This is a genomic window from Rhizobium vallis (assembly GCF_003985155.1).
Lineage (GTDB): Bacteria > Pseudomonadota > Alphaproteobacteria > Rhizobiales > Rhizobiaceae > Rhizobium > Rhizobium vallis.
In genome coordinates this window covers 564,897-591,309 of the sequence record NZ_ML133687.1, presented here as the reverse complement: position 1 = coordinate 591,309, position 26,413 = coordinate 564,897, and the positions used below count along the sequence as shown (strand labels likewise).

29 protein-coding genes are annotated in these 26,413 nt (G+C 61.6%); 14 read left to right on the top strand and 15 right to left on the bottom strand.

Translation table 11 applies throughout. The annotated features are described in order from the left end of the window. Window positions 1-85: 85 nt before the first annotated feature. A complete protein-coding gene (locus tag EFQ99_RS07990; RefSeq protein ID WP_126920485.1) occupies window positions 86-436 on the bottom strand; it encodes an antibiotic biosynthesis monooxygenase family protein in 351 nt (116 codons plus the stop codon). Further along, window positions 433-762 carry an NIPSNAP family protein gene (locus EFQ99_RS07985; RefSeq protein ID WP_126920483.1) on the bottom strand — a complete coding sequence of 110 codons (330 nt, stop codon included), beginning with the start codon at window positions 760-762 and terminating at the stop codon, window positions 433-435. Before EFQ99_RS07985 ends, EFQ99_RS07990 begins: the two co-directional genes overlap by 4 nt. A 71-nt stretch (window positions 763-833) precedes the next feature. On the opposite strand from EFQ99_RS07985, the gene EFQ99_RS07980 reads away from it, so the two are divergent. Continuing rightward, window positions 834-1,520 carry an ArsR/SmtB family transcription factor gene (locus EFQ99_RS07980; protein ID WP_126920481.1) on the top strand — a complete coding sequence of 229 codons (687 nt, stop codon included), beginning with the start codon at window positions 834-836 and terminating at the stop codon, window positions 1,518-1,520. Window positions 1,521-1,583: 63 nt separating this feature from the next. Here EFQ99_RS07980 and EFQ99_RS07975 read toward each other — a convergent pair whose 3' ends face one another. Next, entirely contained in the window at window positions 1,584-1,841 is a 258-nt protein-coding gene (locus EFQ99_RS07975) for a hypothetical protein (RefSeq protein WP_126920479.1), read from the bottom strand. A 286-nt stretch (window positions 1,842-2,127) separates the two neighbouring features. On the opposite strand from EFQ99_RS07975, the gene EFQ99_RS07970 reads away from it, so the two are divergent. After that, window positions 2,128-3,960, top strand: coding sequence for a methyl-accepting chemotaxis protein (locus EFQ99_RS07970; protein ID WP_126920476.1), 1,833 nt, complete (start codon window positions 2,128-2,130; stop codon window positions 3,958-3,960). Between the two features lie 110 nt (window positions 3,961-4,070). On the opposite strand, the gene EFQ99_RS07965 is transcribed toward EFQ99_RS07970, so the two are convergent. Then, the gene (locus EFQ99_RS07965; RefSeq protein WP_126920474.1) at window positions 4,071-4,967 is read right to left on the bottom strand and encodes a LysR family transcriptional regulator; all 897 of its coding nucleotides are present in this window, start codon (window positions 4,965-4,967) and stop codon (window positions 4,071-4,073) included. A 119-nt stretch (window positions 4,968-5,086) separates the two neighbouring features. On the opposite strand from EFQ99_RS07965, the gene EFQ99_RS07960 reads away from it, so the two are divergent. Next, window positions 5,087-6,475, top strand: coding sequence for an MFS transporter (locus EFQ99_RS07960; protein ID WP_208722730.1), 1,389 nt, complete (start codon window positions 5,087-5,089; stop codon window positions 6,473-6,475). Window positions 6,476-6,644: 169 nt separating this feature from the next. Further along, window positions 6,645-7,334 carry an HAD family hydrolase gene (locus EFQ99_RS07955; protein ID WP_126920472.1) on the top strand — a complete coding sequence of 230 codons (690 nt, stop codon included), beginning with the start codon at window positions 6,645-6,647 and terminating at the stop codon, window positions 7,332-7,334. A gap of 30 nt (window positions 7,335-7,364) precedes the next feature. Here the strand turns inward: EFQ99_RS07955 and EFQ99_RS07950 are convergent, their stop codons facing one another. Together EFQ99_RS07950 and EFQ99_RS07945 are read right to left on the bottom strand one after the other, a co-directional pair. Continuing rightward, on the bottom strand, window positions 7,365-8,141 hold the full coding sequence (locus tag EFQ99_RS07950) for an MBL fold metallo-hydrolase (RefSeq protein ID WP_126920864.1): 777 nt from the start codon (window positions 8,139-8,141) through the stop codon (window positions 7,365-7,367). Window positions 8,142-8,263: 122 nt separating this feature from the next. After that, a complete protein-coding gene (locus tag EFQ99_RS07945) occupies window positions 8,264-8,908 on the bottom strand; it encodes a hypothetical protein (protein WP_126920470.1) in 645 nt (214 codons plus the stop codon). 263 nt (window positions 8,909-9,171) lie between these two features. Between EFQ99_RS07945 and thrC the strand changes: the two genes are divergently transcribed. The 6 genes from thrC (at window position 9,172) to EFQ99_RS07915 (ending at window position 16,418) form a co-directional block, all read left to right on the top strand. Next, window positions 9,172-10,596 (top strand): threonine synthase, encoded by a 1,425-nt coding sequence (gene thrC / locus EFQ99_RS07940; RefSeq protein WP_126920468.1) that lies wholly within the window; start codon window positions 9,172-9,174, stop codon window positions 10,594-10,596. A 3-nt stretch (window positions 10,597-10,599) separates the two neighbouring features. After that, complete coding sequence (locus EFQ99_RS07935) at window positions 10,600-11,898, top strand: M16 family metallopeptidase (protein ID WP_126920466.1); 1,299 nt, start codon at window positions 10,600-10,602, stop codon at window positions 11,896-11,898. 29 nt (window positions 11,899-11,927) lie between these two features. Beyond that, window positions 11,928-12,542, top strand: a complete 615-nt coding sequence (locus EFQ99_RS07930; RefSeq protein WP_126920464.1) for a GNAT family N-acetyltransferase — start codon at window positions 11,928-11,930, stop codon at window positions 12,540-12,542. Beyond that, on the top strand, window positions 12,539-15,451 hold the full coding sequence (locus EFQ99_RS07925; protein ID WP_126920462.1) for a sensor domain-containing phosphodiesterase: 2,913 nt from the start codon (window positions 12,539-12,541) through the stop codon (window positions 15,449-15,451). The genes EFQ99_RS07930 and EFQ99_RS07925 overlap by 4 nt, the downstream gene beginning before the upstream one ends. A 122-nt stretch (window positions 15,452-15,573) precedes the next feature. Beyond that, window positions 15,574-15,999: a hypothetical protein gene (locus EFQ99_RS07920; RefSeq protein WP_126920460.1), complete on the top strand. Its 426-nt coding sequence runs from the start codon at window positions 15,574-15,576 to the stop codon at window positions 15,997-15,999. 110 nt (window positions 16,000-16,109) lie between these two features. After that, entirely contained in the window at window positions 16,110-16,418 is a 309-nt protein-coding gene (locus tag EFQ99_RS07915; RefSeq protein WP_126920863.1) for a Dabb family protein, read from the top strand. Window positions 16,419-16,451: 33 nt separating this feature from the next. Here EFQ99_RS07915 and EFQ99_RS07910 read toward each other — a convergent pair whose 3' ends face one another. From EFQ99_RS07910 to EFQ99_RS35975, 4 genes are read right to left on the bottom strand one after another with little or no spacing between them, the layout of a single operon-like run. Beyond that, complete coding sequence (locus EFQ99_RS07910) at window positions 16,452-17,351, bottom strand: metal ABC transporter substrate-binding protein (protein ID WP_126920458.1); 900 nt, start codon at window positions 17,349-17,351, stop codon at window positions 16,452-16,454. Between the two features lie 16 nt (window positions 17,352-17,367). Beyond that, entirely contained in the window at window positions 17,368-18,240 is an 873-nt protein-coding gene (locus EFQ99_RS07905; RefSeq protein ID WP_126920456.1) for a metal ABC transporter permease, read from the bottom strand. After that, window positions 18,237-18,986, bottom strand: a complete 750-nt coding sequence (locus EFQ99_RS07900; RefSeq protein ID WP_126920454.1) for a metal ABC transporter ATP-binding protein — start codon at window positions 18,984-18,986, stop codon at window positions 18,237-18,239. Before EFQ99_RS07900 ends, EFQ99_RS07905 begins: the two co-directional genes overlap by 4 nt. Then, window positions 18,983-19,111: a hypothetical protein gene (locus tag EFQ99_RS35975; protein WP_281024222.1), complete on the bottom strand. Its 129-nt coding sequence runs from the start codon at window positions 19,109-19,111 to the stop codon at window positions 18,983-18,985. Before EFQ99_RS35975 ends, EFQ99_RS07900 begins: the two co-directional genes overlap by 4 nt. Before the next feature lie 371 nt (window positions 19,112-19,482). On the opposite strand from EFQ99_RS35975, the gene EFQ99_RS07895 reads away from it, so the two are divergent. Then, window positions 19,483-20,088, top strand: a complete 606-nt coding sequence (locus EFQ99_RS07895) for a hypothetical protein (RefSeq protein ID WP_126920451.1) — start codon at window positions 19,483-19,485, stop codon at window positions 20,086-20,088. A gap of 158 nt (window positions 20,089-20,246) precedes the next feature. Here EFQ99_RS07895 and EFQ99_RS07890 read toward each other — a convergent pair whose 3' ends face one another. Together EFQ99_RS07890 and EFQ99_RS07885 are read right to left on the bottom strand one after the other, a co-directional pair. Beyond that, the gene (locus tag EFQ99_RS07890; RefSeq protein WP_126920449.1) at window positions 20,247-20,732 is read right to left on the bottom strand and encodes a peroxiredoxin; all 486 of its coding nucleotides are present in this window, start codon (window positions 20,730-20,732) and stop codon (window positions 20,247-20,249) included. 83 nt (window positions 20,733-20,815) lie between these two features. Then, entirely contained in the window at window positions 20,816-21,655 is an 840-nt protein-coding gene (locus tag EFQ99_RS07885) for a protein-disulfide reductase DsbD domain-containing protein (RefSeq protein WP_126920447.1), read from the bottom strand. 140 nt (window positions 21,656-21,795) lie between these two features. Between EFQ99_RS07885 and EFQ99_RS07880 the strand changes: the two genes are divergently transcribed. From EFQ99_RS07880 to EFQ99_RS07870, 3 genes are all read left to right on the top strand, one after another. After that, window positions 21,796-22,401 carry a YqgE/AlgH family protein gene (locus tag EFQ99_RS07880; protein ID WP_126920445.1) on the top strand — a complete coding sequence of 202 codons (606 nt, stop codon included), beginning with the start codon at window positions 21,796-21,798 and terminating at the stop codon, window positions 22,399-22,401. A 115-nt stretch (window positions 22,402-22,516) separates the two neighbouring features. Further along, a complete protein-coding gene (locus tag EFQ99_RS07875; protein WP_126920443.1) occupies window positions 22,517-22,708 on the top strand; it encodes a CsbD family protein in 192 nt (63 codons plus the stop codon). 94 nt (window positions 22,709-22,802) lie between these two features. Then, a complete protein-coding gene (locus EFQ99_RS07870; protein ID WP_126920442.1) occupies window positions 22,803-23,870 on the top strand; it encodes a zinc-binding metallopeptidase family protein in 1,068 nt (355 codons plus the stop codon). 15 nt (window positions 23,871-23,885) lie between these two features. Here EFQ99_RS07870 and rnhA read toward each other — a convergent pair whose 3' ends face one another. From rnhA to ispH, 3 genes are all read right to left on the bottom strand, one after another. Further along, entirely contained in the window at window positions 23,886-24,341 is a 456-nt protein-coding gene (gene rnhA / locus EFQ99_RS07865; protein ID WP_126920440.1) for a ribonuclease HI, read from the bottom strand. After that, window positions 24,338-25,303 (bottom strand): homoserine kinase, encoded by a 966-nt coding sequence (locus EFQ99_RS07860; RefSeq protein ID WP_126920438.1) that lies wholly within the window; start codon window positions 25,301-25,303, stop codon window positions 24,338-24,340. The genes rnhA and EFQ99_RS07860 overlap by 4 nt, the downstream gene beginning before the upstream one ends. A 72-nt stretch (window positions 25,304-25,375) precedes the next feature. Next, window positions 25,376-26,377 carry a 4-hydroxy-3-methylbut-2-enyl diphosphate reductase gene (gene ispH / locus EFQ99_RS07855; protein WP_126920436.1) on the bottom strand — a complete coding sequence of 334 codons (1,002 nt, stop codon included), beginning with the start codon at window positions 26,375-26,377 and terminating at the stop codon, window positions 25,376-25,378. Window positions 26,378-26,413: the final 36 nt, after the last annotated feature.

Sequence of the window (26,413 nt, the reverse complement as noted above, 5' to 3'; positions counted from 1 at the left end):
GCAACTTAGTTACCAAAGCCTGAAGCGGCGGCCGATTTCGGGAATTTATTCGGCCACCGCTGCCAGAACGGCACATCGTCCATGCTCAGGCGGCGTCGTGCACTCTGCGGCTGTCCGATGGCGCCTCGTCGCGTTCGAACATACCGTAATCGCGGACGACGCTGGCAATCCGAAGGCGGTAATCGGCAAAGATGCCGCCGCGTCCGGCCTGCTGCGCTTCCCGGTGCGCCTCCACATTGCGCCATTGCTTCACCGCCGCCTCGTCGCGGAAGAAGGAAAGCGACAGCAGCTTGCCGCGGTTCGTCAGGCTCTCGAAACGCTCGATCGAGATGAAGCCGTCGATCTTTTCGAGCTCGGTGCGCAATTCGCCGGCGAGATCCAGATATTTGTGACGTTCGCCCATATAGGGAACAACTTCGAAGATGACGGCGATCATGGCAGCACCAGCTTTGCATGAGGGGCGGAGACATTTTTGAGAAAGATGCGGTCCTCCTTCAGGATGAAACGCTCGCGTCTGGCGAATTCGTAATTCTCCCGGCCGAGCGGATCGGCCGCAAGCCTGGCGCGATAGGTCTCGTAGGCGGCGAGGCTCTCGATGTTGTAGACGCCGTAAGCCGTCGTTGCCGATCCCTCATGCGGGCCGTAATAGCCGATCAGGTCGGCTCCGTTCTGCGGGATCGCCTGACCCCAGTTGCGGGCATATTCGGCAAACGCCTCCTTCTTGAAAGGGTCGATCTCATAACGGATGAAGCAGGTGATCATTGGTTTTCTCCTTTGCTTGCCCTCCGTTTTCGCACATTGCCCGACGGCGATGCTTCGGTTACGATCGAACTATGAAGGAAGGACCCGACATTGCGCAGATCGGCGCGCTCATCGGCGATCCGGCGCGGGCCAACATGCTGGCGGCGCTGACCGGCGGCAGGGCGCTGACGGCGACCGAGCTTGCCGGCGTCGGCGGTATCACCGTGCAGACGGCGAGCACCCATCTGGCCAAGCTCGAAGTCGGCGGGCTGTTGACCCAGCGCAAGCAAGGGCGCCACCGCTATTTCACACTCGCCGACGAGGCCGTCGCCCGGCTGATCGAAAGCATGATGGGCTTTGCCGCTGGACGCGGGCATCTGCGCCACCGGCCGGGGCCAAAGGAGCCGGCGCTGCGCAAGGCGCGCATCTGCTACGATCACCTTGCCGGCGATTACGGTGTGCGCATGCTCGACAGCCTGATTGCCTCCGGCTCGATCGAGGCGGTCGGCGAAGGCCTGGCGCTGACGGAAAAGGGCGAAAGCGACCTCAAATGCATCGGCATCGATGTCGGCGACCTCGGATCCTCACGCCGCCCACTCTGCCGCTCCTGTCTCGACTGGAGCGAAAGACGGGCGCATCTTGCCGGCAGCCTCGGCAAGGCCCTGCTCTTAAGCTTCCTCGACAAAGGCTGGGCGCGGCGAACGGCGGAAAGCCGCTCCATCCTCTTCTCTCCGGAAGGCGATCGGCAGTTTTTGAGGCTTTTTCCGATCGACGCGTAGGTTATTGCGGGGATGTCGCGTCGTCGTGGGACGAAGGCGCATTTCTCCGTCTCGGCAACAGGCTCACCTGCTGCCAGACCACGTTCCATCGGCGCTCGCGAGCTGTCGGCTCTCGCAGCCTTTCTTCCTCATCTTCTTTTCGATCTTGGCTCTCTTGTCGGGCCCATCCCCGGCATGCTTTCCGCCGGTCAGCCCATGATCCATCATCGCCTGCAGCTGCGCACAGCTTCGGTGGTTGCCCTTGGCGATGACGTCGGTGGATGTGAAGGCAAACAAAAGCACTACGGCTGCCGCCGGCCGGACAAAAGCTGAAAGCCCCATGGTCCCTCTCCTTGTGCACATGAATGCTACGCCCGAGACCGCGAAGCAGCAATTGGCCTCGACGACGCGGCACTCGTCGCGCAAGTCGATCACTCTATCGGCATCGATGTCAGGGACTAAATCGTCGCACCGGCATCCGCGCGGGCCACAAAGAGCTCAACCTTTCATCGAAAATGAAACATCCTCTGCAACCTTTTGTTTTTGCGTCACTAAGCGACATGGCGCTGAGAAATAATTAAGCATGTTTCGATACTCTCAAGTTCTAAATTAACGTGAGAGTCCCGCTATGGCGTCGATCCAGCATAAAATCATCTTTGCAAGCATCGCGATTTTCGGCTTGGCCGGCGGCGCCACGGGCGTCGGCATCTGGTCCGCGTCCGCCCTCTCCGCAAACAGCGCCGACGTCGCCCAGTCAGCGCAAATTCTGCGCAACCATATGCAGGCAGACATGATGCATGACGCGCTGCGCGCCGACGTGCTCGCTTCAATGCTGTCATCCAATCCGGCCGCAGGTATAGAAGCTGCAACGGTGAAGGCAGATCTGGTGGAGCACGAGGCATCGTTCCGGGAGATGATCGACGCCAACAAGGCCCTGGCCACAGACGAAAAGACCAAGGCGATCCTTGCCAACGTCGAACGTCCGCTCATTGTCTATATTGAAAGCGCCACGAAGATTGTCGATCTCGCCAGCAAGGACCCGTCGGCGGCGTTGAAGGCGTTGCCCGAATTCATGCATCAGTTCTCCGTCTTGGAAACGGCTATGGAACAGGCCGGGGATCAGATCACAGCTGCGTCGGACGATATTTCCAAACATAGCGCCGAAATCAAAGCTTCGGTCGATATCACTCTGAAAGCACTTCTGGCCTTGGCCGCGATCTTCGCCATCGGCCTTTATTTCCTGACCCGCAAGACGGTGACCAAGCCAATTCTCGTGCTTTCCAACGACATGCAGCGGCTTGCCGGCGGTGACACAGCGATTGCCTGCACCGGCATTGGCCGCACCGATGAAATCGGAACGATGGCATCGGCCGTCGAAGTCTTTCGCCAGGCGGCGATTGCCAACAAACAGCTTGAGCAGGACGCCGAGGCAGCCCGATTGCAGGGCGAAACCGAGCGGGTCACGGCCCGCAAGCAAGCCGACGACGATGCCGCCGAACGGTTGCGGGCGGCGACATCAGGCCTCGCGGCGGGCCTCAAGCGGCTTGCATCGGGCGATCTCGCATTCCAGATCGAAGAACCCTTCGCGCCCGATTTCGAGGGCCTCCGGCATGATTTCAACATGTCGATCAGGCAGCTCGATCAGACGCTTAGCGCCATCGCCACGGCCATTGCCGCGATCGACGAAGGCACCAGGGAAATCGCATCCGGGGCCGGCGATCTGTCGAAACGAACCGAACAGCAGGCGGCATCCCTCGAAGAAACCGCTGCAGCGCTCGATCAGATTACCGCCAATGTCTCGAACTCGAGCAAGCGCACCGACGAGGCGCGCACTGAAGCGACCGATGCAAACCGCAATGCCGCCAAATCTTCCGAGGTCGTGTCTCACGCCGAGGAAGCCATGCGCCGCATCGAGACTTCATCCCAGCAGATCACCAGCATTATCGGCGTGATCGACGAGATCGCCTTCCAGACCAATCTGCTGGCGCTGAATGCCGGCGTCGAAGCTGCCCGCGCCGGAGAGGCGGGCAAGGGTTTTGCGGTGGTGGCCCAGGAAGTCCGCGAGCTCGCCCAGAGATCGGCTCAGGCGGCAAAGGAAATCAAAGGCCACATCCAGAAATCGTCGGTGGAGGTGGAAAGCGGCGTCAAACTCGTTCTCGACACCAGCCAGGTTCTGAGCGCGATCAGCGAACAGATTGCCCGCATCAACCAGCATATGGATGCCATCGCCGTCTCGGCGAGGGAGCAGTCGACCGGCCTTGCCGAAGTCAATACCGCCGTCAATTCGATGGATCAGGTGACCCAGCAGAACGCCGCGATGGTCGAACAATCGACTGCCGCATCCGGTCAGCTGGCGCAGGAAGCTGCCAAGCTGCGTGAACTCGTTTCCCGGTTCAAGCTTCGTGCGACAGCTTCGACGCAAACTGCACACGGCAGACGAAGTGGCCAGCTCGCGGCCTGACGGCTTCACTGAAAAACACGCTGTGCCCTGAAGACGATCGGTCACTCACTCCAGCGAAACGGGCATTCCGGCAAAACGGGCGCAAGCGCTTATATTGGCCGGGCGCTCGCTCAGCTCATCGCGTGGAACGTCTCGAAAATCAGCGCCCTCAGCCAGCGATGGGCGCGATCTGCATCCATGCGGGGGTGCCAGGCCTGGACGATGTTGAAACCCGGCACAGCGACCGGCAGGTCAAAGATCCTGATCTCTCTTGTCGCCGCTGACTTGCAATAGGATTTTGGAATTGAGCCGATCAGATCGGATGCCGCCGCAACGGCGATCACCGCCGGAAAGCTCGGCACGATCAGTCTGACATCCCGCTCATGGCCGAGTTCGGCGAGCGCCCGGTCGACGGGACCGACGTAGTCTGTTTGCGGCGAGAAGACCACATGGCCCAATGCGGCGTAACGTTCAGCCGTTATCCCTGCATCGAAGATCGGATGCCCTACCCGGGCGACACCGACGAACCGATCCTCGAAAAGGCTCTGGCAACGCAGCTCGTCGCTGTCGCGCGGCAGGACGCCGATATCGAGATCGACCGCCGCGTCCCGCAAAGCCTGAACATCCTTGTCCGCTCTCGGCGCAAAGCGAAGCCTTATTCCCGGCGCAGCGTTGGTCACGGCGGCGCTAAGGTCGGCTGCGTAGAGAAGCACGAAGGCCTCGTTGGCGCGGATCGTGAAGTGGCGCCGCATCTCCCGGATTTCCACGGTCGATGGCGGGCTCAGCACCGTTTTCACAGCGTCTTTCAACACATGCACATCTTCGGCAATCGCCAGGGCATGGGGCGTCGCAACCATGCCGCGCCCGGCCGGCACGAGGATCGGATCGCCGAGCGCCGTCCTCAAGCGGGACAGCGTCCGGCTCATGGCTGATGTGCTGAGGCCAAGCCGGCGGCCGGCGGCCGATACGCTCTGCTCGCGCAGCAACGCATCCAGCGCCACCAGGAGATTGAAATCGAGATCGGACATGGCGCAAGTCTAATCAGGCATGGCGCCATGCGCAACTGTCTGTTGATTTCGTTGCGTCTGGCGCAGGAGATCAACAAAGCCTAATTGATCGGTCATCGCACAAGCACCGAGGAGTTCCCATGTCCCTCACCTACAACGCATCGATCGCTCAAGACGGCCTGGCGTCGCCTCGACGCTATCTGGCTGTTGCTCTCTTACTTCTGGCCATTGTTCTCGTCGTTCTCGACGGCGCAATCGCCAACGTCGCCTTGCCCTCGATCGCGCTTTCGCTGCACGCGCAAGCCGATAATACCGTCTGGGTCGTCTCGGCCTATCAGCTGGCCGTGCTCGTCGCCATTCTTCCCTGTGGGGCGCTCGGTGAAATCTACGGCGCGCGGCGGGTCTTCCTGATCGGCGTCGCACTGTTCACCGCGGCTTCCGCGGCCTGCGCTCTGGCGGGTGATCTGCCCTTGCTGATCCTTGCTCGTTTCGCCCAGGGCCTCGGCGCCGGCGCGATCATGGCGCTGGCGATGATGAACCTGCGCCAGGCCTTGCCGCAGCACATGCTGGGGCCGATCATCGGCATCAATGCCATGGTCATTGCCATTTCTTCGGCTGCCGGCCCTGGCATTGCCGGCGCCATCCTTTCGGTCACGAGCTGGCCCTGGCTGTTTGCGGTCAATATACCGCTTGGCATCGTCGTTCTCTTCGGCGGCGGCCTGCTCGGGCATGTCGAGGGCGCGAAGCGGAAGCTGAATGCGAAGTCGCTGCTGGCCAATACGGCGATGTTCATCCTGTTCTTCTCAGGCGCCGACCGGATAGCGACCGCGCCGGTCAGCGGCGCGGCCCTCATCGCGGCGTCGCTCGCCTGCCTTTTCGGCCTGTTGCGCCTCGAACGGAAGAGTGACGTCCCGCTCGTCCCGACGGACCTGCTGGCGACACCGGCATTCCGCGTGGCGGTGATCGCCTCGATCGCCTGCTTCTGCGGCCAGACGCTGAGCACCATCGCGCTTCCCTTCTACCTGCAACATACATTGCACATGACGCCGGTTCTGGCCGGGCTCTACATGATGGCCTGGCCGGCTGCGACCGCGATCATTGCGCCGGTTTCAGGACGTCTGGCAAACCGCATCAAGACGGCATGGCTTTGCGCCATCGGCGGAGCGCTGATGGCGTTTGGCCTTCTGGTGGCCGGCCTCACCCCACCCGACCCGAGCGGTATCGCATTTCTCGTCGGCACGGTGATCGCCGGCCTCGGTTTCGGGCTGTTCCAGACGCCGAACAACCGCATTCTCCTTCTCTCGGCACCGAAGGCCAGAAGCGGTGCGGCTGGCGCCATGCAAGGCACCGCGCGGCTTCTCGGCCAAACGCTAGGTGGGATCTCGATGTCGATCATTTTCGCAACATTGCCGTTGTCGACAGCACTCAACTTTGCGGTCGTCGTATCAGGCGGCTGCGCGGCTATCGCAAGCATGGTCAGCCTGAACCGGGCTCGCTACGAGGTGGCGGGGCAGCTCGGAACGGCCTGAACGAACGTCGGGTCGCCCGGGTGAAGCAGGGGGTCGCGGAGCCCGTCGCATGCCGCATCGCAGCCATGCTTGAGATCAGGTTGAGCTTTGGCCGGGCATCGTGTAAAGCCGCTGCATTCCCGGACAAGACCCAGACTCCCAGCCCGAACTTTCAGCAAGGCGTGAACATATGGACGGCTTCGACCTCATCATCTTCGACTGCGACGGCGTTCTGGTCGATTCGGAAATCATCGCGGCGGAAGTCGAATCCGCGCTGCTGACAGAGGCCGGATATCCGATCGGCGTCGAGGAAATGGGCGAGCGTTTCGCCGGCATGACATGGCGCAACATCCTGTTGCAGATCGAGCGCGAGGCAAGCATCCCGTTTTCGGCCTCGTTGCTGGATAAGTCGGAAACGCTGCTCGACGCCAGGTTGGCAAGCGACGTCAAGGCCATTCCCGGCGTCGAATTCGCAGTCTCCCGACTGCCGATGAAGCGCTGCATTTGCTCGAATTCGAGCACCAAGCGGCTCGACATGATGCTGGGCAAAGTGGGCCTGAAGCCGCTGTTTGCGCCAAACATCTTCTCCGCCAAGGATCTCGGCGCCGACCGCGCCAAACCGAAGCCCGACATCTTCCTGCACGGCGCAAGCCAGATGGGTGTTTCGCCTGATAAGGTTGTCGTGGTCGAGGATTCCGTGCACGGGGTGCATGCGGCGCGCGCCGCCGGCATGCGCGTCATCGGCTTTACCGGTGCCTCGCACAGCTATCCCGCCCATGCCGACAAATTGACCGATGCCGGCGCCGAAACGGCGATCTCTCGCATGAACGATCTGCCGGGCGTGGTCGCTGCACTGGCGGCATGGGACAACGTTCTCTGAAGAGCGCTGAGCCTGTCTTGACCCCTTAAGTTATGCGCTTGGTCCGCGGAAATCAGCCGCACCCAGCGCCAGCACTTCCCCGTCGGCGGGTATCAGCAACCTGGAAGCAGGAATGCCGCGCGACTCTGCCGCGCGGCGCAAATCCTCACGGCCAATCGTTGCGTGATCGAGCGCCTCCATGTGGGTGGCAATGACGAGGCTCGATGCGGCGATTTCGCAAACCGCGATCGTTTCCTCGGCATCCATGACAATGAGGTCGCCATTCCAAAACGCGGCGCAGGAATGGGTGACGATGATATCAGGACTCGTCGCGCGGATGAGATCGGCGACCGGCGGATAGAGCACGGTGTCGCCAGCCCAGTAGATCGAAGGTTCGCCCGCTGCCTCGAGGCTGAAACCCATGACCGCGCCCATGTCTTCGAGAACAGGACCAAGCCCATGGCTGCCTTCGCGGCGCGTGAACGTTAGACCTTGCCATCTGATGATGTCGGTCAATGGCGAGACCTGGGTGAACCCTGCCTTGCGAATTTCCGCTTCGTCGCCGGGCTGGCAGATAATCGGCAGGTGCTTCGGCACAAGCTCCATCGCCACCTCGTCGAAATGATCCTCGTGCAGGTGCGAAACGATCACCAGTTCGACGCCGGCGAGGATTTCATCGACGCCAAGCGGAAGCTCGACCAATGGGTTCGGCGAGCGGCCGGCAAAAGAAGGCTGGCTGTGCTTCGGAGCGAAATAAGGATCGACCAGCACCGTGCGACCGGCGTAGTCGAGCTTCAAGGTCGCATTTCGGATCAACTGGAGCTTCACCGTTACATTCTCCTGCGGCAACTGTCTTGAAAGATCGTCGGGGGCCTTCAACATCACATAGCTGCGGCCCCGGTCATGAACTTGCCCGATGCGATCGAACCGCTGTGATTGTCGGCTTTGCTCTAGCTGCTTTTCTTGGATTTTGCCGGCTGGGTGTCGAAGCCAATATTGACGCGCACCAATGAGCCGGAGCCGACGGGCATCTTAATGCCGTCCTTACGGAAGATGACTTGCGTGCCCGGCGCACCCGGCGGGATCTCGGTCGGGAATTTGGTGACTTCGGAATAAAGCACGGTGTCGCCGTCGACGACGGAGATGCGGATCGGCAGGGTGACAGAACCTGGCGCCCCGGCCGGGCCGGCGACGAGACGCAACTGGGCAACGACCGTCATCGTCAGGTTCGTGTCATTCAGCGTGCACTGGCGGGTGTAATCGCCGAAGGAGGCCTGGAAGACGATCTGCTGGGGATCGTCCTTCTTGCCCTTGGCGTAGGTGCGGAAGATCGCATCCTGGTCGCGCATGAAGATTTGCGGGCAAGCGCCCTGGACGACGGGGGCAACGGTGCCCTGCGCGGTCGTGGCCGTGCCGATCGAAGGATTGTTCGAGGACGGGTTGGCGGGTGCGAGCGGCATGATCTGGGCCGTGCCGTTCGGCTGCGCCGGCGCCGCCGACTTGCTGTCGCCGCCGATACCGAGTGAATTGCAACTAGAGAGCAGGGCAAGAAAAGATGCGGAGACGATGAGACGCGAGACCTTGCCGAGCACCATATTCCATCCCTTGTACAAGCGTTTCTTGGAGGCCCCATGTCTTTTTCGCAGGGCCTTTCATGACGGTTTGCGATGGTCTATATCAGCGGCGCAAAGAAAAATCGATTGGGTAAGCACCGTTTTGATGCACTTTTCGAAGCCGGACGCAGGCAACTTCAACAGGATACCTGCGATGCTCGCCTCCAAGCCGACCCCTTTCCGATTTCCGGCAGACCGCTGTTGCGCTCACGCCGACCCGAATTTCCTTCAGCGATAGATCAAGGATGACCAACGTGGACTACATCTCGACCCGCGGCGAGGCCCCTTCCCTCGGCTTTTGCGACGCCCTGCTGACGGGGCTTGCACGCGACGGCGGGCTCTACGTTCCGAGGAAATGGCCGAGCTTTTCCAAGAAGGAGATCCGCAGCCTGCGGGGCAAGACCTATCAGGAGATTGCCTTCATCATCCTGTCGCCCTTTACCAACGGCGAGATCCCCGAGGACACTTTCCGGGCGATGATCGACGAGGCCTACGGCACGTTCCGCCACCCGGCGATCGCGCCGCTCGTCCAGACCGGGCCGAACAGCTTCGTCATGGAACTTTTCCACGGCACGACGCTCGCCTTCAAGGATGTGGCGATGCAACTGCTCGCACGGCTGATGGATTATGCGCTGGAAAAACGCGGCGAGCGGGCGACGATCGTCGGCGCCACTTCGGGCGACACCGGCGGGGCGGCGATCGACGCATTCGCCGGGCGCGAGCGCACCGACATCTTCATCCTTTTCCCGCATGGCAAGGTCTCGCCGGTGCAGCAGCGGCAGATGACCACCTCGTCTTCGTCGAATGTGCATGCGCTTGCCGTCGAGGGCAATTTCGACGATTGCCAGAACTTGGTGAAGGCGATGTTCAACGACGTTGCGTTTCGCGACAAGGTTCGCCTATCCGGCGTCAACTCGATCAACTGGGCGCGCATCATGGCCCAGATCGTCTACTATTTCACGGCGTCGGTCGCGCTCGGCGGACCGGACCGGAAAATCTCGTTCACCGTGCCCACGGGCAACTTCGGTGACATCTTCGCCGGCTACTGCGCCAAGCGGATGGGCTTGCCGATCGACCGGCTGGTGATCGCCACCAACGAGAACGACATCCTGACGCGGACGCTGAAGACCGGGCGCTACGACATGAAGGCGGTGAAGGCGACGACTTCACCTTCGATGGACATTCAGATCTCGTCGAATTTCGAACGGCTGCTTTTCGAAGCCTATGATCGCGACGCCTCCAAGGTGCGCGCTGCGATGGACAGCCTCAAGCAATCGGGCGGTTTCGAGATCGCGCCGGCAGCGCTGAAGGCGATCCGCCGCGACTTCCGCGCCGGGCGCGCCAGCGAAAAGCAGGTGGCCGAAACGATCCGCAAGACCCATGCCGAGACCGGCTATCTCCTTGATCCGCACTCGGCGATCGGCGTCTTCGTCGCCGCCAAGAAGGAGAAGCCGAATACGCCGATGGTGACGCTTTCGACCGCACATCCGGCGAAATTCCCCGCCGCCGTAAAATCCGCCTCCGGTATTGACCCGGCGCTTCCGACGTGGCTTGCTGATCTGATGCACAGGGAGGAGCGCTTCCAGATCATCAAACCGGAGCTTAAGGCCGTGGAAACCTTTATCGGCAAACACGCCCGCGGCGAGACGACGGCAGGCGCAGAAAGATAGCCAATGACAGTTGAGTGCACCCGGCTCAAATCCGGGCTGACAGTAGTCACCGAGACCATGCCGCACCTTGAAAGCGTCGCGCTTGGAGTCTGGATCAAATCAGGATCGCGTAACGAGACGGAAGACGAGCACGGCATCGCCCACCTGCTCGAACACATGGCCTTCAAGGGCACGGCGCGCCGCACGGCCCGCCAGATCGCCGAGGAGATCGAGGATGTGGGCGGCGAGGTCAATGCCGCGACCTCGACCGAGACGACGTCCTATTATGCCCGTGTCCTCAAGGATCACGTACCGCTCGCCGTCGACATCCTCGCCGATATCCTGACGGAATCGGCCTTCGAGGAGGAGGAGCTGGAGCGCGAGAAGCAGGTGATCCTGCAGGAGATCAACGCCGCCAACGATACGCCCGACGACGTGGTGTTCGACCGATTCTCGGAGGCTGCCTATCGCGACCAGACGCTCGGACGGCCGATCCTCGGCACGCCGGAAACCGTCGTCTCCTTCACGCCGCAGCAGATCCGGGGCTATCTCGGCCGCAACTACACGACCGACCGCATGTTCGTGGTGGCGACCGGCGCCGTCGAGCACGAGGAATTCGTCCGCATGGTCGAGGATCGCTTCGCGAGCCTGCCGACCCAGCCTTCCGCCACGCCGGTCATGGAAGCGGCCCGTTACATCGGCGGCAGCGTGCGCGAACCGCGCGACCTGATGGACGCGCAGATCCTGCTCGGCTTCGAGGGCAAGCCTTACCATGCCCGCGATTTTTACTGCTCCCAGATTCTGGCCAATATCCTCGGTGGCGGCATGTCCTCGCGGCTCTTCCAGGAAGTGCGCGAGTTCCGCGGCCTCTGTTATTCCGTTTATGCCTTCCATTGGGGCTTTTCCGACACCGGCATCTTCGGCATCCATGCCGCGACCGGCGGCGAAAATCTGCCGGAGCTGGTGCCTGTCATCATCGACGAACTGCACAAATCCGCCGATGCGATCCACCAGAAGGAAATCGAGCGCGCCCGCGCCCAGATCCGCGCCCAGCTGCTAATGGGCCAGGAAAGCCCGGCGGCCCGCGCCGGCCAGATCGCCCGGCAGATGATGCTTTACGGCCGCCCGATCTCTAATCCCGAAATGATGGAACGGCTGGAAGGCATCACCATCGAACGGCTGACCGATCTCGCCGGCCGGTTGTTCTACGACACGGTGCCGACGCTTTCAGCGATCGGGCCGCTTGAGCAGCTTGCGCCGATGGAAGACATCAAAGCCTCGCTTTCGGCCCCGGCGCCGAAAACGATGCAGGCAAGCCTCTGAGCCGCCGTCCGTTCTGCCGGGAGTGATCGATGCCAAAATCGGTTTTTCGGTTCCTGTCGCGGCAGCCGGAAGCGGTGGAGCTGGAGAATGACCGGTATCTGCTGCGCCTGCCGCGCTACCAGGACTTCAACCAGTGGCACCGGCTGCGCGCCGAAAGCCGCAAGTTCCTGGAACCCTGGGAGCCGACCTGGCGGCGCGACGAGCTGACGGAAGGCGCTTATCGTGCCCGCGTGATCCGCGGAAAGCAGGAATATGCCTCGGGCCAGGCGGTTCCCCTGTTCATTTTCCTCAAGGACGACATGACGCTCGTCGGCGGCATCACAATCGGCTACATCAGAAGGGGTGCGGCGCAAAGCTGCATGATCGGCTACTGGATGGGCGAACGCCATGCCGGTCAGGGGCATATGTTCGCAGCCCTGCAAATGGTTATTCCTTACATCTTCTCCGGGCTTGAGTTGCACCGTATCGAAGCAGCCTGTATTCCAGATAACGCGCGCAGCATCCGTCTGCTTGAAAAAGCCGGGTTTCAGCGGGAAGGCTATCTGCGCGGATATTTAAAGATCAACGGTCAGTGGCACGACCATGTGATGTTTTCACGTCTCGCCACCGATACGGATAAAGGCAGGAAAACCGACAGCCGATGACCAGAGACCGCATGCTGCCCAAGTCACCGTCCGGACGAGTGATCGCGGTGATCGCAGCCTTTTTCCTGGCAGCCTTCGCCTTCGTGGCGGGCGTTGCCCAGGCGGCCGAACCGGTGAAGATTTCCCGTGACGATACCGCGCTCGACCTGACTGCGACGACCGAAATCTATGCCAACCAGGGCGAGGCCTTCCAGGTTTCGACGGCGGCCGGCGCCGACGGCATCCGCCGCCGCATCGAAGTCAGGGCAAGCTCGGAAAACCATCAGGGCGACTGGGCGGTCTTCGCGCTCGCCAACGTCTCGGAAGAACAGCTCGAGCGCGTGATCGTCGCGCCGCATTTCCGTCTGGTCAATTCCAAGCTCTTCTGGCCGGATCTCGGCTCGCAGCGCATCAGCGCGATTACGCCGAGCGAAGGCTTCGCGCTCGATCGGCAGCCGAGCGACGAGGCCGACGTCTTCCGCATCACGCTGAACCCCGGCGCCGTCATCACCTTCGTCGCCGAACTGTCGACGCCGGAGCTGCCGCAGATCTATCTCTGGGAGCCGGACGCCTACAAGGACACGATCAACGCCTTCACGCTCTATCGCGGCATCGTGCTCGGCATTGCCGGCCTGCTCGCCGTGTTCCTCACCATTCTTTTCGTCGTCAAGGGCACCTCGATGCTGCCGGCGACCGCAGCGCTTGCCTGGGCAGTGCTCGGCTATATCTGCGTCGACTTCGGCTTTCTCGGCAAGCTCATCAGCGTCGCTTCGGCGGACCAGCGAATATGGCGCGCCTGCGCGGAGGTAGCGCTCGCCTCCAGTTTCGTCATTTTCCTCTTCACCTATCTCAACCTCAACCGCTGGCATGCGCATCTCGGTTACGCCACGCTTGCCTGGGTGCTCGGCCTTGCCCTGCTCTTCGGCGTGGCGATCTACGACCCCTCAATCGCAGCCGGCATCGCCAGGCTTTCCTTCGCGCTGACGGCGGCGACCGGCCTGCTGCTGATCATATATCTCGGCTTCAACCGCTATGACCGCGCCATTCTGCTCGTGCCCGCATGGGCGCTGACGCTCGTCTGGCTGTTCGGCGCGTGGCTGACGGTCACCGGCCGGCTCGACAACGACATCATCCAGCCTGCGCTCGGCGGCGGTCTCGTGCTCATCGTGCTTTTGATCGGGTTTACCGTCATGCAGCACGCTTTTGCCGGCGGCGCCTTCCAGCAGGGACTGTTTTCCGATCTCGAACGACAGTCGCTGGCACTCACCGGCTCCGGCGACATGGTGTGGGACTGGGACGTGGCGCGTGACCGCGTGGTCACCATTCCCGACGTCTCGACCAAACTCGGCCTATCGCCGGGCACCATGCATGGGGCGGCGCGCAACTGGCTGCCGCGGCTGCATCCCGACGACCGCGACCGCTTCCGCGCCACCCTCGACGTGCTGCTCGAACACAGGCGCGGGCGGCTGAACCACGAGTTCCGCATCCGCGCCGAGGACGGGCATTTCCACTGGCTCTTGATCCGCGCCCGGCCGGTGCTCGGCTCGAACGGCGAGATCATCCGCTGCGTCGGCACGATCGTCGATGTGACCGAGCAGAAGAATTCCGTCGAGCGGCTGCTGCACGATGCGCTGCATGACAATCTGACGGGGCTTCCGAACCGGCAGGTCTTCCTCGACCGCCTGCAGGCGGTGCTGGCGCTGGCGCCGGGGGGAGAAACACTCAGGCCGACCGTGATGGTGATCGATATCGACCGCTACAAGCTGGTCAACGATTCACTCGGGGTCGCTGCCGGCGACAATATTCTCATCGCCCTGACGCGACGTCTGCGCCGGCTCTTGAAGCCGCAGGATACGCTGGCGCGGCTTTCCGGCGACCAGTTCGGCCTCATCCTCGTTTCCGAGCACAATCCGACCAAGGTCGCCGATTTTGCCGATGCGATCAGCAAGGCGATCATGGTGCCGATCAACTTCGCCAATCGCGAGATCATTCTGACGGCCTCGGTCGGCCTCGCTTCCTGGGTGGACCGGCAGGAGAGCGCCAGCGGCCTGCTCAGCGACGCCGAGCTTGCGATGTACCGGGCAAAACGAGCCGGCGGCAACCGCGTCGAGCCATTCCAACCGGCCTTCCGCGATTTCGGCACCGACCGGCTGCAACTCGAAACCGATCTGCGCCGCGCCATCGAGCGCAAGGAACTGTCGATGGTCTATCAGCCGATCGCGCGGCTGGAGGATGTCGAGATCGCCGGTTTCGAGGCGCTGATGCGCTGGGAACATCCCAAACGCGGCAATATCCCGCCCTCCGAATTCATTCCGATTGCCGAAGCCTCCGATCTCATCGGCCCGCTCGGCATGTTCGCGCTGGAACAGGCGACCAACGATTTGATGGGCTGGCAGAACCAGACGGGCGAATTGCCGATCTTCGTCTCGATCAATCTGTCGAGCGTGCAACTGCTCAACAACGAACTCTATGACGACGTGCGTTCGGTTCTCGCCAAGACGCATTGCGAGCCCTCGCGCCTCAAGCTCGAACTGACGGAATCCATGGTGATGGAAAATCCGGAACAGGCCCGCCTCGTGCTGCAGAAATTGAAGGAAGCCGGCATCGGGCTCGCGCTCGACGATTTCGGCACCGGATATTCGTCGCTTGCCTATCTCACGCGCTTCCCCTTCGATACGATCAAACTCGATAAGGCGCTGGTGCGCGGCAGCAGCGACAAGAAGGCCACCGTATTGAAATCGGTGATATCAATGGCGCGCGAGCTAGAGATGAAGGTGGTGGCAGAAGGGATCGAATCCAACGAGGATGCGATCGAACTCGCCAAGATGGGCTGCAACTACGGGCAGAGCTATCACTTCGGGCCGCCAATGCCCTCCGAATCGATCCTGCGCCTGCTTCGGGACCGGTTTCCGCTGACCAAACGAGCCTGAGGGACGCGGCCGATCCTGTCGCTTTCAGCGCGCCGCGGCGGCGCGCCACCTCCTTTCTGTCGAAGGCCATTGACCGATGGTCCGCGATGTGCGCCTGTTCTCCATTGCATAAGGAGAATTTGATGCTCAAGTTTCTGCTCGCCGTCGCGATCGGCGTTTTCTGCGTGGCGCCGCTTCAGGCCGGTGACATCCGTTCCGTCACCAAAAGCTGCCCGTCGGGGGAAAAGCAGGCGAATTGCGAGCGTTGGGTCAAGGATTTCAAGGCTGCTGTTGAGCTGGCGCATAAAGGCGACCACGGTGCGCAGACGACCGTCGCTTTCTGCCTGTCCACAGGCTGCCATGGGGCTGTGACTATTGACCGGGTCGCATCATGCAGCTGGCATCTCGTCATCGCCAATTCCGGTTCTACGACAGTGCTCGACCGCTCCAACACCAGGAACACCTGCCGGCCGATGACGGCAAGCCAGAAGGACGAAGCTCGCGCGCTAGCGAGCGATCTCGTCCAGAAGATCTATAAGCGCCCGCTGGTCAAAACCGACCAGATGTAATCTGGCGATCCCGCCGGCTCCCGGCGCGACGCAACGTTTGCGAGAAACAATCTCATTGCCCTTGCGGCTTTCGTCGCTATTCTCCTCCCAAAGAAATCGGGAGGACCATGATGATCCTGCACTGCGTGTTCCTGCGGTTGAAGACCGCGATGACGATCGACGACAAGCAGTCGCTGTTCGATGCGATTGCCGCCCTGAAGCAGGTCATTCCCGGCATATTGGATATCAAACATGGGCCGAACGTTTCGCCCGAGGGCCTGCACGGCGGCTTCGTCGACGGTTTTGCCGTGACCTTTGAAAGCCCCGAGGCCCGCGACGCTTATCTCATCCATCCCGAGCATGTGAGCGTTGGCGAGCGCATCGTCTCGTCGACGGACGGAGGCCTGGCCGGCATCCTGGTCTTCGACCTCCATCTGTAAGGGCCGCGGGGCAAACCCCGCAGCCCTCGATCGTCAGCTCGATTTGGCCATGGCGGCGGCGAGTTGGTCGACATTGTACCGGAACATCTTCTCATAGGTCGGCGCCGGGCCCTTGGCATCGGAAAGGGATTCGACATAGAGCTCGCCGCCGGGCTCTGCACCGGTTGCCTTGGCGACCTGTTTGACGAGGCGCGGATCGTTGGAATTTTCGAAGAAATAGGCCTTCACGTGCTCGCTCTTGATCTGCTTGATCAGCTTGGCGACATCGGCTGCCGATGCTTCCGTTTCGGTCGACAGGCCAAGAGGCGCGAGAAAGCTGACATTATATTCGCGACCAAAATAACCGAAGGCATCATGGCTGGTCAGCACCTTGCGGCGGTCGTCGGCAACCTTGTCGAATTTCGCATGGGCGTAGGCGTTCAGTTCGTCAAGCTTCTTGGTGTAGTTCTCGGCATTGGTCTTGAAGGCGGCTGCATCGGCGGGATCGGCTAGGGAAAGCGCCTTTTCGATATTGGCGACCCAGACCTTGACGTTGACGGGGCTGTTCCAGACATGCGGATCGGTAATCGTCTCGCCGTCCTCTTCCATAGTGCGGGTGTTGATACCTTCGGAGACGGTGACCGGCTTGCCCTTGTAACCCGAGGCAGTGATCAGCCGGTCCATCCAGCCTTCGAGCCCCTCGCCGCTGACGAAGGTGACTTGGGCCGCGTTCAAATTCTTGGCGTCGGCCGGGGACGGTTCAAATTCGTGGGGGTCGCCGTTCGGCCCAACGAGGCTCGTCACCTTGACATGATCGCCGCCGACCTCCCTGACGACATCGGCAAGCACTGTGAAGGACGCCACAACCTTCAGCGTTTCGGCCGAGGCGGGTATAGTGGAGAACGCCATCAAAGCGGGGATAGCTGCGGAGATAAGCAGTGTGCGCGAAGTCATCGAAGTCTCCTTGGGATCAGCCCTTCAAATGCGGGCGGGGAAAGAAGCGCCGGGCTAGGCCGGAGGGCGCGAAAAGAATAGAAAAGGCGTAAATCACAGCCGCCGTCATGATGATCGTCGGGCCGGATGCGAGTTCGAGATGGTAGGAGGCGATCAGGCCGAGATAGCCGGATGTGGCAGCACTTGCGGCTGATATCGCCATCATCGCGGCCAAGCTGCGCGACCAGAGCTGGGCGACGGCCGCCGGCAGCATCATCAGGCCGACCGCCATCAGCGTGCCGAGCGCCTGGAAGCTGGCGACGAGGTTCAACACCACGAGCAGCAGGAAGAGCACATGATAGACCGGTCCGCGCCCGCCGACGGCGCGCAGAAACCCCGGATCGAAACATTCCGCCACCAGCGGCCGGTAGATGAAGGCGAGGATGACGAGCGTCAGCGAAGTGATCGCGCCGATCAGGTAAAGGGCAGGCGCATCGATCGCCAGGATGGTGCCGAAGAGCACATGCAGCAGGTCGATATTCGAGCCGCGCAGCGAGACGATCAGGACGCCGAGCGCCAGTGACGCGAGATAGAAGCTGGCAAAGCTCGCATCCTCCTGCAGCACGGTCATCCGGCTGACGGCGCCGGAAAGCAGCGCCACCGACAGGCCGGCGATCAGACCGCCGAGGCCCATCGCCGTCAGCGACAGCGAGCCGGCGACGAGATAACCGATGGCAGCGCCCGGCAGCACGGCATGGCTCATGGCGTCGCCCATCAGGCTCATGCGCCGCAGCATCAGGAAGACGCCGATCGGTCCCGAGCCGAGCCCGAGGCAAAGGCAGGCGACAAGGGCGCGGCGCATGAAACCGAAATCGGCAAAGGGCGCGAGGAAGAGATCGTAGGCCGTCATGCCGCCGGCACCTGTTCAGGCGCGCAGGCAACGGCATCCTCATCCCAGCGCTCGGCCATGGCGCGGGCCTTCAGGAGATTGGCCGAGGACATGACCTCGGCGGTCGGACCCCAGCCGATAAGCTCGCGGGCAAGCAGCAAGGTTTGCGGGAAGTGCGCACGGACGAGCTCGAAATCGTGCAGCACGGCGATTACCGTGCGCCCCTCGCCATGCCAGCGGATGACGATATCGATGAGATCCTTGGTCGTGCGGGCATCGATTGCCGTAAACGGCTCGTCGAGCAGGATGATGCCGGCATCCTGCAACAGCAGGCGGGCAAAAAGCACGCGCTGAAACTGGCCGGCGGAGAGCGACCCGACATGGCGCCGGCCGAAACCTTCGAGGCCGACAGCGGCGAGCGCCTCGCCCGCCCTTCTCACCTCGGCCCGCGGGATACGGCCGAAGGCGCCTGTTTTCTTCCAGGCGCCGAGCATGACTGTGTCGATGACCGAGATCGGAAAGCGGCGGTCGATCTCGGCCGCCTGCGGGAGATAACCGAATTCCGCCCGCTCAAGCCGGTGCGCGACCCTGCCGTCAGCAGGACGAAGCTCGCCCATGATCGCCTTCAGCAGCGTCGACTTGCCCGCTCCGTTCGGTCCCGCGATCGCTGTTAGGCTACCTTTGGCAAAGACGCCGGAGACATGATGGATGGCGGGGTGCCTCTGATAGGCGACCGTCAGATTAACGAGACGGATCAATGGCGTCATGGCAACAGGACCGCCCAATGGATCGCCAGCCAGAGGACGGCAAGGATCAGTGTGATGCCGATGACCCTAGATAAAGCCGACTGTCCCAGCAGGCTGACGGAGGGGCGGTCGGGGTCCTGGGGCATAGCTGATCCTACAATGTAATAACATTACGGTTATGTTATAACAAATGCGGCAAGATTGGGGCGCGATCAGATAATTGAATGGCAACAGAATAGTGGCACCAGCATCTACGCCGTCCGCCATCGGCGGCGGGTCCAGCATCTCAAGCTCGTCACGTCATGAGATGACGGAGGCTGGAATTCGTCACGGTCAAACTTGTCGCCCGCAGCAAGGCATGGCGCGCCGAGGCCGAAGGTGACCCTTGCTTCGCAGCTGATGCGTAATCACCTGAAAGGATGCAGCCCCGCTTAGCCAATACTAGCTATTGCTAATATACAGATGCCCGTTATGATTTTCTTCGTTATTTTTTACAACCGTCACTGAGGGGGACGCGATGGACGGAGTGATCACCAAGAGAGAGATGCTGCAGGTGGGCGGCATCAGCGCGGCAATGCTGCTTCTTGCTCGTCAGACGCAGGCACAGGAGGGGCAAATACAAGCGGCGATCCAGCTGACGCCGGAACAAGCTGGCGTCTTACATAGCCGATATGTCGCGGAGCGGCGGCAAGCCACGCCCGATCGGCAGCCTTTCAACAAGGACAATCTCACCCGCCTCGTAGATCAGCTGGTGGAAAGAGGCGTGATCAATCAAGACCAGCGCAAACTTCTTGTTCAGCTCATTGATTTGGCATTCTCCGCGGAATCGACAGCAGAGTTGCAGAAGCGTGTCGAAGAGGCGATCGGTGCGGCTCAAGGGCTGTTGACGGAAGTGACCGCCTATATCGTCGAAATCTACCGTAGCAGCATCAGAACTGCGGCTGAGCTTCTTGCCAACGTCGATTGGCCTACAGTTCGAACAGTCATCCTCGAGGACTTCGCTGGTGCATCCGCTGGAGCAGGCATCGGTGGCGCGTTTGGCCTGCAGGGCGCGATCATTGGTATAGTCTTCTGCGGTGCAGTTCAGTCGGGGTTTGCATTTGCCTCGGCGGGTACTGCCTGAACGCGCCCGGCATCTCGTGATGACCGCCGTCGGTGCATTCCGGTTTCTAACGGTTGGCGGAAACCGATGATGGTGTTCAACCCCATCGGTTCGGCATGGTGCTCACACAAATGAAAGGGCGGCCCAACGGCCGCCCTTCGTCCGGGGGAAGCTGAAGATCAGAGCTGTTCCAGCATCGCGGCAGCACCCGAGACCGTTGCCTGGCCAGGGCTTTCCTCGACGTTGAGGGACTTCACGACGCCGTCTTCTACCAGCATCGAATAGCGCTTGGAGCGGAGGCCAAGGCCGCCGGCGGAGAGGTCGGCATCGAGGCCAACCGCCTTGGTGAAGCCGGCATCCCAATCGGCGAGGAAATGGATCTTGCCGAGCCCGCCTGACGATTGTGCCCAGGCGCCCATGACGTGCCAGTCGTTGACCGCGATAACGGCGATGTCGTCGACGCCCTTGCCGAGGATGGTGTCGCGGTTTTCGAGATAACCCGGCAGGTGGTTCAGCGAGCAGGTGGGCGTAAACGCGCCCGGCACGGCAAAGAGCACGACGCGCTTGCCGGCGAAGAGTTGATCGGTGGTGATTTCAACCGGGCCGTCAGCCGTCTTTTCCTTGAAGGTGGCGGCAGGAAGCTTGTCGCCGATCGCGATAGTCATGGTCTTCTCCTTGAGTTCTGGCTTTTGGGGTTCTGGCTTGGCGGCAGGCGCCGCAAAGGATCGAAGGCGACTATAAGAGCCGGTCATTCAAAGACAAGAGTGGTCTCCATCGCCCGCGCGCCGTCGATCACCAGCACGCCCCAGCGCTTGCCTGATATATTGTAATTCTCCGGCAGCTTGCCGATGGCAACATCCACCTTCAAGGTGGTGCCGTCGCGTTTGCCGCCGATCTGCTTGGTGAAGGCATGGCCGCTCGGGCCGGTGACAATGATATCGGGAGCATCAGTCCCCTCGCCCGGCAAAACCAGCGTCAGCGATAGCATCTTCATGTCAGGCGACATCGCATGCGCCGTGACGCCGAAATCCGCCGACGGCGGTTTCGGCAACGTCGCATCGGCCGCCTGAAGGATCGCCTCCTCCTCCGGGCGCGACTGTATGGCAGGGCCAAGCTTCAGAGAGAAATTTGCCTGGAAGGGAATGCAGATATCCCTGCAGATACCGATGAAGGCGGTTGCGTCGATCTCGACCGGGCCTTTGCCCGCCGCCCTCAGCGAAAGCGGCAACGTCACCGGCGCGTCGTAGGCGATATCCTCGATCGAGCCGTTGAAAAAGTGCTTCGGAACGGGATAGGCCATAGCCTCCAGCGTGACCCCGCTCTCCGGCGCGATCATGACCTCAGGCGGAATCCCGCTGTTGCCGGGCTCTCGCCAATAGGTGATCCAGCCGGGTTTCTGCTCAATCTGCAGAGCGGCGCGGATTTTGCCGCCGGCATCGGCCGGCAGGGCCACAAGGCGCATACGGCCGCCCTCATTCTCCGCCCACGCGCTCATTTCCGCATGGGCGGAACAAAGGGGGACAAAGGCTGCAGCCACCGAAAAGACCGCGATGAAAAGCCTACGCGAGACTGAGGAAATAATCATCATGGAACAACGGTTTACCGAAAGTGGTGTTTGGCCGCCAGAAGCTGCGGCGATTTAATTCTTCATTTTCGGTTGATTGATGTGTGACATTGGCCCATGCTTCTCTCGTCAAGGCCTCGGTGCGGTTGGCAGCAGGAGGAACGATGTCCTTATCGACGCTGAAGAACAGACGGGAACGTGGCTTCTTCGATGGCCAGTTCCTAATCGCCATGCCGGGCATCGAAGACCGCAACTTTTCGCGCACGGTGATTTATATCTGCGCGCATTCGGATGCCGGTGCCATGGGCTTCGTCATCAACCGCCCGCAGAGCCTTACCTTCACCGACGTGCTGCTGCATCTCGACATGATCAAACAGGAAGATTCCATCGTGCTGCCCAAGCGTGCGCGCGATTTCCCGATCCAGACCGGCGGCCCGGTGGAAAGCGGCCGCGGCTTCGTGCTGCATTCGGACGATTATTCCAGCGACTCCAGCATTCCCGTCAGCGACGACATCTGCCTGACGGCGACGCTCGACATCGTGCGCGCCATTTCCAAGGGCGATGGCCCGACGCGGGCGACGATGCTGCTTGGCTATTCCTCCTGGTCGGCCGGCCAGCTGGAAAACGAGGTGGTCAACAATGGCTGGCTCACCTGCCCGGCCAATGAGGAACTGATCTTCGACCGCAGCCTCGACGACAAATACGAGCGCGCGCTCGCCAGCATGGGCGTTACCGCCGCCATGCTTTCGGCCGAAGCCGGGCATGCCTGAAGCAGTTGGCCTCAAGCGCGGCTGGCCCGAGATGGCTGGAACGAATTGCTCCGGCTGACGTTTCATTTCGGCAAGTATGGACAAGAAGCCCATGCTGACGAAGGAGACATCACCTATGGGTAGCACCAGCGACAAGATTTCCGGCAAGGCAAACGAAATTGCCGGCAAGACCAGGCAGGCCGTCGGCAAGGCCACGGACAATCGCGAAATGCAAGCCAAGGGCGCCATCCAGGAAGCCAAGGGCAAGGGACAGGTCGCAACCGGCAAGGTCAAGGACAAGCTCAAGGGCGCCGTCGACCGGCTCTGAGGCAGACGCTCATCCGTCATGAACCATGCCTGCTGCGCCCCCTGCGCGGCAGGCATTTTTAATCCACCATCCCCGTGCTTTGCAGAGATATACGATGAAGCTTTTCGCCTGCGACAATTGCGATCAGGTCGTTCACTTCGACAACCGGCAATGCGTGCGCTGCAACCATCGCCTCGGCTTCCTGCCCGGCGATCTCGCCATGCACGCGCTGGAGCCGCGCGATGAGACACTCTGGCAGCTGGTTTCCGATCCCGGCCGCGAAGTCCGCTTCTGCGCCAATGCCGGCCTCGATATCTGCAACTGGCTGGTCGACGGCGACGACAACAGCGAATTCTGCGTTGCCTGCCGCCACAACCGGCTGGTTCCAAATACCGATACTCAAAACGGCATCGATCGCTGGCGGCGTATCAGCCAGGCGCAACGTCATCTGTTTTATTCGCTCTTGCGCTGGAGGCTGCCGCATCCGGATCGGGTGCAAGATCCCCAGGGCGGCTTGGTCTTCGATTTCCTCGAGGATTCGGTCGAGAGCAACGGCTATATCGTGCCTGCCATGACCGGCCACGAAGAAGGCCTGATCACCATCCGCGCCGCCGAGGCCGACGATGCGACGCGCGAACAGGCCCGCAGCTCGATGAACGAACCCTATCGCACGCTGCTCGGCCATTTCCGCCATGAGACCGGCCACTTCATCTGGAACAAGCTGGTGCGCGATCGCGACGGCCTCGCCGATTTCCGCGCCGTCTTCGGAGACGAGCGGCAGGATTATGCGGCAGCTCTGGAAAAACACTATGCCGCCGGCGCGCCATTGGGATGGCAAGACAATTTCATCAGCGCCTATGCCGCATCGCACCCGTGGGAAGATTTCGCCGAGTGCTTCGCGCATTACCTCCATATCGTCGATACGCTCGAAACGGCGCGCGCCTTCGGTATCGCGATCGATCCGCGCGGCCATGAGGAAATATCAGGCGAGGTGGATTTCATTCCTTACAGGGCAAGAAGCGCCGAACAACTGGTCAGCGCCTGGGTGCCGCTCAGCCTCGCGATCAACGCCATCCAGCGCAGTATGGGACAGCCGGACTCCTACCCCTTCGTGCTGTCCTCGCCTGTCGTGGCAAAGCTCGAATATATGCACCGGCTGGTCCAGGGGGCGGCGCGGCAATGATAGGCACTACGCATTCTAAAACGAAACCGCCTTGCCCTTCTTGAACGGCTCCATCCCCTTGCGGGCGAGTTCGTCGGCGCGTTCGTTTTCCGGGTGGCCGGCGTGGCCCTTGACCCAGTGCAGCGTCACCTTATGGCGGTCGCGGGCGGCCTCCAGCGCCTGCCAAAGCTCGGCATTCTTCACCGGTTTCTTGTCAGCGGTCTTCCAGCCGTTTTTCTTCCAGCCGAAAATCCACTTGGAGATGCCGTCCTTGACGTAGGCGCTGTCGGTGTAGAGATCGACCTCGCAGGGGGTCTTCAAGGCCGACAGGGCTGATATCGCCGCCAGCAGCTCCATGCGATTGTTTGTCGTATCCGCCTCGCCGCCGCAAAGCTCTTTTTCGACGTCGCCATAGCGCAGCACCGCCCCCCAGCCGCCGGGGCCGGGATTGCCGGAGCATGCGCCGTCGGTGAAGATATCGACGTGTTTCATAGGCTCAATCCGTATTCAGCCGGCGAGTTGATCTGGCGGTGGAAACGCAGCTTGCGAAGATATTCGAGCGGGTCCTTCTTGGTGACCATGGCGCCTTCCGGCGTCGTCAGCCAGTCATAGAGCCTGGTCAGGAAGAAACGCAGGGCTGAGCCGCGAGACAGCACCGGCAGGGCAGCGATCTCGGCATCGCTCAGTGGCCGGACACTCTGGTAACCCGCGAGCATCGCCGTGCCCTTGGTGATGTTGTAGGCTCCATCCTTTTCGAAGCACCAGGCATTCAGGCAGATCGAGACGTCATAAGCGAGCAGGTCGTTGCAGGCGAAATAGAAATCGATCAGGCCCGAGAGATCATCGCCGAGGAAGAAGACGTTGTCGGGAAAGAGGTCGGCATGGATGACGCCGGCAGGCAGGCTTGCCGGCCAGGCGGCCGAGAGGAAGTCGAGTTCGCTTCGGATCTCGTCCTGCAGGCCGGGCTCGACCTCGCCGGCGCGCGCCTCGGATTTCTCCCAGAGCGCCCGCCAGCCGTCGATCGAAAGCGCATTCGGACGCTTCAGCTCGAAGCCTTCGCCGGCCACGTGCATCTCGGCCAGCGCCCGGCCGACTTCGCGGCAATGCTTGGCCTCAGGCTTTCTCAGCCACATGCCTTCCAGGAAGGAGATCAATGCGGCCGGACGGCCGGACAGCGACCCGAGCAGCGCACCATCCCGGCGTGGCAGCGGCAGGGGGCAGGACAGACCGCGGGCGGAGAGATGCTGCATCAGGCCCAGGAAGAAAGGCAGATCGGTCTTTTCCACACGCTTTTCATAGAGCGTCAGGATCAGTGGGTCCCTGGAAGTATGCAGCAGAAAATTGGAGTTTTCGACGCCCTCGGCAATCCCCTTGTAGGAAAGCAGGGTTCCCGCATCGTATTCGGTCAGGAACCACTTCAGATCGTCTTCGGCGATATCGGTATAGACTGCCAAGGGAGGTCTCGTCTTTGCATTGTTGATGTTGGAGTACCCGGGCTGAATGGCCGGGCGCCGATAAGGTTCGACCTACCCGTTGACGAAGGCCATGTCGGCCGTCGTCAACTCGATATTGCGCAGTTCGCGGTTGACGAGGAAATGTTCGTTTTCCTGTACCGTCTCGGCCAATTCGACGCGAGCGTCAAAGCGGGCGCGGAAAGCCTCGATGATCTCGTTGACGATGACCTCGGGCGCGGAGGCGCCGGCGGAAAGGCCGAGCGTCGAAATCGCGCCGATCTCGTCCCAGTCGAGCTCGGCGGCGCGCTGCACGAGGATCGATTTCTTCGCCCCTGCCCTGAGCGCCACTTCGACCAGGCGCTTGGAATTGGACGAATTCGGCGCGCCGACGATGATGAAGAGATCACAGCCGGGCGCTGCCTGCTTCACCACTTCCTGACGGTTGGTGGTCGCATAACAGATCGAATCCGCCGCCGGCGCCGTCAGGTTTGGGAAGCGCTCGTGCAGTCGGGTGATGACGCCGGCGGTATCGTCGACCGAAAGCGTGGTCTGGGTGACGTAGCCGAGATTGTCGGGGTCGTCGGGTTGGTAGGAGTCGGCATCTTCGATCGTCTCGATCAGCGAAACGGACCCTTCCGGCAACTGCCCCATCGTGCCGATCACCTCGGGATGGCCGGCGTGACCGATGAGGACGACATGGCGGCCAAGGCGATTGTGGCGCATCGCCTGCTTGTGAACCTTGGAAACCAGCGGGCAGGTAGCATCGAGATAGAAGAGGTTGCGGCTCGCCGCATCCTCCGGCACGGACTTTGGCACGCCATGGGCGGAGAAGACGACCGGCTGGGCGCGATGCTCGGCCGGGATCTCATCCAGTTCCTCGACGAAGACCGCGCCCTTGGCCTCCAGCCCTTCGACGACATAACGATTGTGGACGATCTCGTGGCGCACATAGACCGGCGCGCCATAGGATTTCAGCGCCAGCACGACGATCTGGATGGCGCGGTCGACGCCGGCGCAGAAGCCGCGCGGGCCGCAGAGCCTGATCGTCAAAGGAGGTTTCGCCGCAATATTCATGTCTGTTCCGGGTTGAGAGATTTAGGGACCTCTAGC

Coding starts and splice junctions, on each gene's coding strand:
- EFQ99_RS07910 (WP_126920458.1), bottom strand. CDS start 17,351: ATGACTTCGCGCACACTGCTTATCTCCGCAGCTATCCCCGCTTTGATG.
- EFQ99_RS35975 (WP_281024222.1), bottom strand. CDS start 19,111: ATGCCCCAGGACCCCGACCGCCCCTCCGTCAGCCTGCTGGGACAGTCG.
- EFQ99_RS07895 (WP_126920451.1), top strand. CDS start 19,483: ATGGACGGAGTGATCACCAAGAGAGAGATGCTGCAGGTGGGCGGCATC.
- EFQ99_RS07870 (WP_126920442.1), top strand. CDS start 22,803: ATGAAGCTTTTCGCCTGCGACAATTGCGATCAGGTCGTTCACTTCGAC.
- EFQ99_RS07945 (WP_126920470.1), bottom strand. CDS start 8,908: ATGGTGCTCGGCAAGGTCTCGCGTCTCATCGTCTCCGCATCTTTTCTT.
- EFQ99_RS07975 (WP_126920479.1), bottom strand. CDS start 1,841: ATGGGGCTTTCAGCTTTTGTCCGGCCGGCGGCAGCCGTAGTGCTTTTG.
- EFQ99_RS07960 (WP_208722730.1), top strand. CDS start 5,087: ATGTCCCTCACCTACAACGCATCGATCGCTCAAGACGGCCTGGCGTCG.
- EFQ99_RS07970 (WP_126920476.1), top strand. CDS start 2,128: ATGGCGTCGATCCAGCATAAAATCATCTTTGCAAGCATCGCGATTTTC.
- ispH (WP_126920436.1), bottom strand. CDS start 26,377: ATGAATATTGCGGCGAAACCTCCTTTGACGATCAGGCTCTGCGGCCCG.
- EFQ99_RS07930 (WP_126920464.1), top strand. CDS start 11,928: ATGCCAAAATCGGTTTTTCGGTTCCTGTCGCGGCAGCCGGAAGCGGTG.
- EFQ99_RS07920 (WP_126920460.1), top strand. CDS start 15,574: ATGCTCAAGTTTCTGCTCGCCGTCGCGATCGGCGTTTTCTGCGTGGCG.
- EFQ99_RS07875 (WP_126920443.1), top strand. CDS start 22,517: ATGGGTAGCACCAGCGACAAGATTTCCGGCAAGGCAAACGAAATTGCC.
- EFQ99_RS07885 (WP_126920447.1), bottom strand. CDS start 21,655: ATGATGATTATTTCCTCAGTCTCGCGTAGGCTTTTCATCGCGGTCTTT.
- EFQ99_RS07890 (WP_126920449.1), bottom strand. CDS start 20,732: ATGACTATCGCGATCGGCGACAAGCTTCCTGCCGCCACCTTCAAGGAA.
- EFQ99_RS07965 (WP_126920474.1), bottom strand. CDS start 4,967: ATGTCCGATCTCGATTTCAATCTCCTGGTGGCGCTGGATGCGTTGCTG.
- EFQ99_RS07980 (WP_126920481.1), top strand. CDS start 834: ATGAAGGAAGGACCCGACATTGCGCAGATCGGCGCGCTCATCGGCGAT.
- rnhA (WP_126920440.1), bottom strand. CDS start 24,341: ATGAAACACGTCGATATCTTCACCGACGGCGCATGCTCCGGCAATCCC.
- EFQ99_RS07990 (WP_126920485.1), bottom strand. CDS start 436: ATGATCGCCGTCATCTTCGAAGTTGTTCCCTATATGGGCGAACGTCAC.
- thrC (WP_126920468.1), top strand. CDS start 9,172: ATGACCAACGTGGACTACATCTCGACCCGCGGCGAGGCCCCTTCCCTC.
- EFQ99_RS07985 (WP_126920483.1), bottom strand. CDS start 762: ATGATCACCTGCTTCATCCGTTATGAGATCGACCCTTTCAAGAAGGAG.
- EFQ99_RS07925 (WP_126920462.1), top strand. CDS start 12,539: ATGACCAGAGACCGCATGCTGCCCAAGTCACCGTCCGGACGAGTGATC.
- EFQ99_RS07935 (WP_126920466.1), top strand. CDS start 10,600: ATGACAGTTGAGTGCACCCGGCTCAAATCCGGGCTGACAGTAGTCACC.
- EFQ99_RS07905 (WP_126920456.1), bottom strand. CDS start 18,240: ATGACGGCCTACGATCTCTTCCTCGCGCCCTTTGCCGATTTCGGTTTC.
- EFQ99_RS07955 (WP_126920472.1), top strand. CDS start 6,645: ATGGACGGCTTCGACCTCATCATCTTCGACTGCGACGGCGTTCTGGTC.
- EFQ99_RS07880 (WP_126920445.1), top strand. CDS start 21,796: ATGTCCTTATCGACGCTGAAGAACAGACGGGAACGTGGCTTCTTCGAT.
- EFQ99_RS07915 (WP_126920863.1), top strand. CDS start 16,110: ATGATCCTGCACTGCGTGTTCCTGCGGTTGAAGACCGCGATGACGATC.
- EFQ99_RS07900 (WP_126920454.1), bottom strand. CDS start 18,986: ATGACGCCATTGATCCGTCTCGTTAATCTGACGGTCGCCTATCAGAGG.